Raw genomic sequence first — 2673 nt, forward strand, 5'->3', positions numbered from 1 at the left:
CCTCGCGATCGCGGGCCGCGGCGGCGCGTTCGATGGCGGCCGCGTGTTCCTCGACGTCGCCCTGAACCGCGACGACGCCCGCAGTCAGTGACATGGTCCCGGCTACGGAAGGGGGCGTCAAAAACGTCGCGCCACCGAATCGGCTGTGGCGTCCAGCTCGATCGATCGTGACATGTCTGCCGCATCCTTACTGCCCTCGGACGCGTCCGGTAAACCGGAGATGAATCGATCCGACGCGCGTCGATGGGAGTACAGGACGCTCAGACCGTCTCGCGGCGAAACGAAAAAGGAGGCAGAGGACCCGCAAACGGCGCTGAACGAGCACGGCGCTGACGGCTGGGAACTCGTCGAGACGATCGATTATACGGGTGGAGGGACCAAGTATCTGGTATTCAAACGCCCCACCGAGGCGAGTACCGGTGCCGATGGCGGGTGACTCACTGTGACCGGTACCGATGACGCCGATAACGGAATGGCCGGCGGCTCCGATAGCGGGACGGACGACAACGCCGATAGCGGGATGGCCGCTGACTCCGACATCGAGACGGCCGGCGACTCCGACATCAGTACGGCTAACACGATGCGCGAACGCGCCGGCGAAAACCGGCTCAAAATCTGGCTCCTGCTCGCCGCCTCTCGGCTGCAGGTGACCGCCGTCCTGGCCCTCGGCGTGTTCGTCGCGTTCGTCGTGTTCGTCACCCTCACGCCGTCGCCCCTGCACGCGCAGCTCCAGACCGGCGACACCATCGAAACGATGTTCTCGACGATGATCGGGGCGATCATCACCGGAACCACGCTCGTCGTCACCATCGGCCAACTGGTGCTCTCCCAGGAGAACGGTCCGCTCGGCGACCAGCGCGACCGGATGGAGAACTCGATGGACTTCCGCGATTACACCGAGGAACTCATCGGATCGCCCAGTCCGGCGGATCCGTCGGAATTCCTCCGCCAACTCGTCTTCGTGGCTGAACTGCGAGCGAAGGCGCTTCGCGACGGCGTCGCCGACAACGACGACGACCGGCTCCGCGCGGAGGTCGACGAGTTCACCGATAGCCTCGTGGGCAACGCCGAACTGGTCACCGATCAGCTCGAGGACGCAACGTTCGGGAACTTCAGCGTCCTGTTCGCCGCGCTGAACTTCAACTACGGCTGGAAGATCTTTCAGGTCGAACGGATCGCCAACGACTTCGAAGACAGTCTGGGCGACGAAGAGCTGTCCACTCTGGACGATCTGAAGACGTCGCTCAGCCTGTTCGGGCCGGCGCGAGAGCACGTCAAGACGTTGTACTTCGAGTGGGAACTCGTCACGCTCTCGCAGATGATCCTCTACGCGGCGATTCCGGCGCTGGTCATCGCCGGCGTCATGCTCACGGTCGTCGACGCGGGCACGTTCCCCGGGCGAACGCTCGGCGTGGCGAACGTCACGTGGGCGATCGGCGCGGCGTTCACGGCGACGCTCGTGCCGTTTCTGCTGTTCGCGGCCTACGTCCTTCGAATCGTGACGGTCGCCAAGCGAACGCTCGCCATCGAACCGCTGATCCTCCGTGACTCCCAGCGATAGCAACGACTCGGACTGCCGATCCGAGTTCGGTCGCGGTGACCGATCCGTCCCGACCGCTTCCCTTCCGCGACGGGTTCAGACAGTGCTGTGGCTACTCGAGGCGATGCTGAAAGAAGGGAGCCGATGCGTTACGAGACGAACGTCAGCAACTGGACCAGCACGCCAAGCATGACGCCGAACGCGATGACCGTCTTGGGGTCGATACGGATGGCGTTCGAGTCCTCGGAGTCGAAGTACCGGACGAGTCCGGCACTGGACATCAGCCCACCGGTGTTCTGTCCTTTGTCCATACCCGTCCCTATGGGCCCCTGAAACTAAACCTTTCGACCGGAGTCCGTCGCCGATCACGGCAATAGGTTGGCAGTGGGAAACCCTTATGCGCAGCGCGTGGCAACTAGCGCTGACCGCATGACTGTCACACTTAAGGACTTCTACGCAGACTGGTGTGGCCCCTGCAAGACCCAGGACCCGATCCTCGAGGATATCGAGGACGACTGGGAGGGCCGATTCGAAGTCGAGAAAGTAAACGTCGACGAGCAACAGGATATCGCCAACGAGTACCAGGTTCGGTCGCTGCCGACGCTGATCATCGAGAACGACGACGGCATCGTCGAGCGCTTCGTCGGCGTCACCCAGCGCAACGACATCGAGGACGCCCTCGAGTCGGCCGGCGCATAGACGACGCACACAGTCGGTTCTTCCCGTTTTCGCTATCGACGAGCGGTGCGCCAGCGGTTTCGTTCGGCGCACTCGCTCGAGGCGCAGGTACTCCTCGAGTGGGCCGAAGCGTAAGAACGCGAGTGGATCGAAACGGGACGATGGTCGCGCCGGCTCAGCCGACGCCGTCTAGAGCCACTTCACGCCGACGTCGTGCATCTCCTCGTTGTACTTCGCGATGTTGATGACCAGCGGCGTGACGCTCTCGACTTCGGCCGCGTTGGCCAGCGGTCCGGCCTCGAGCGCGCGCAGGCCGCCGATCTCGTTCGCGATCGACAGGACGGTCTCCGCAGCGTCCGAGTCGTCGGCGACGACGAGCGTGTCGAGCTCGAGGTCGTTGTCGAGGTTCGACAGCGCGTCGGCCGCGAGGTTGTGGAACGCGCCGACGACCGGCA

5 protein-coding genes and 1 pseudogene are annotated in these 2673 nt (G+C 63.9%); 3 read left to right on the plus strand and 3 right to left on the minus strand.

The genetic code is table 11. The features are described from left to right. Window positions 1-121 (minus strand): annotated as a pseudogene (locus PGX04_RS18690) (pyridoxal 5'-phosphate synthase glutaminase subunit PdxT); the annotation flags it as partial. Window positions 122-220: 99 nt separating this feature from the next. On the opposite strand from PGX04_RS18690, the gene sp36 reads away from it, so the two are divergent. After that, window positions 221-436 carry a Sp36 family protein gene (gene sp36 / locus PGX04_RS18695; RefSeq protein WP_273739888.1) on the plus strand — a complete coding sequence of 72 codons (216 nt, stop codon included), beginning with the start codon at window positions 221-223 and terminating at the stop codon, window positions 434-436. Between the two features lie 84 nt (window positions 437-520). Beyond that, the gene (locus tag PGX04_RS18700; protein WP_273739889.1) at window positions 521-1561 is read left to right on the plus strand and encodes a DUF7972 family membrane protein; all 1041 of its coding nucleotides are present in this window, start codon (window positions 521-523) and stop codon (window positions 1559-1561) included. A 128-nt stretch (window positions 1562-1689) separates the two neighbouring features. Here the strand turns inward: PGX04_RS18700 and PGX04_RS18705 are convergent, their stop codons facing one another. Further along, window positions 1690-1851 carry a preprotein translocase subunit Sec61beta gene (locus tag PGX04_RS18705; protein WP_097379553.1) on the minus strand — a complete coding sequence of 54 codons (162 nt, stop codon included), beginning with the start codon at window positions 1849-1851 and terminating at the stop codon, window positions 1690-1692. A 118-nt stretch (window positions 1852-1969) separates the two neighbouring features. Here PGX04_RS18705 and PGX04_RS18710 point away from each other — a divergent pair, with 118 nt between their 5' ends. Next, a complete protein-coding gene (locus tag PGX04_RS18710) occupies window positions 1970-2239 on the plus strand; it encodes a thioredoxin family protein (RefSeq protein ID WP_273739886.1) in 270 nt (89 codons plus the stop codon). A 168-nt stretch (window positions 2240-2407) separates the two neighbouring features. On the opposite strand, the gene PGX04_RS18715 is transcribed toward PGX04_RS18710, so the two are convergent. Further along, the coding region (locus PGX04_RS18715) for a Rossmann-fold NAD(P)-binding domain-containing protein (RefSeq protein WP_465263824.1) at window positions 2408-2673 on the minus strand (266 nt) is incomplete at its 5' end.

It is taken from the genome of Natrinema soli (genome assembly GCF_028618695.1).

Excerpts from the sequence above, each read along its gene's own strand:
- PGX04_RS18710 (WP_273739886.1), top strand. The coding sequence starts at position 1,970 with ATGACTGTCACACTTAAGGACTTCTACGCAGACTGGTGTGGCCCCTGC.
- PGX04_RS18705 (WP_097379553.1), bottom strand. The coding sequence starts at position 1,851 with ATGGACAAAGGACAGAACACCGGTGGGCTGATGTCCAGTGCCGGACTC.
- PGX04_RS18700 (WP_273739889.1), top strand. The coding sequence starts at position 521 with ATGGCCGCTGACTCCGACATCGAGACGGCCGGCGACTCCGACATCAGT.
- sp36 (WP_273739888.1), top strand. The coding sequence starts at position 221 with ATGAATCGATCCGACGCGCGTCGATGGGAGTACAGGACGCTCAGACCG.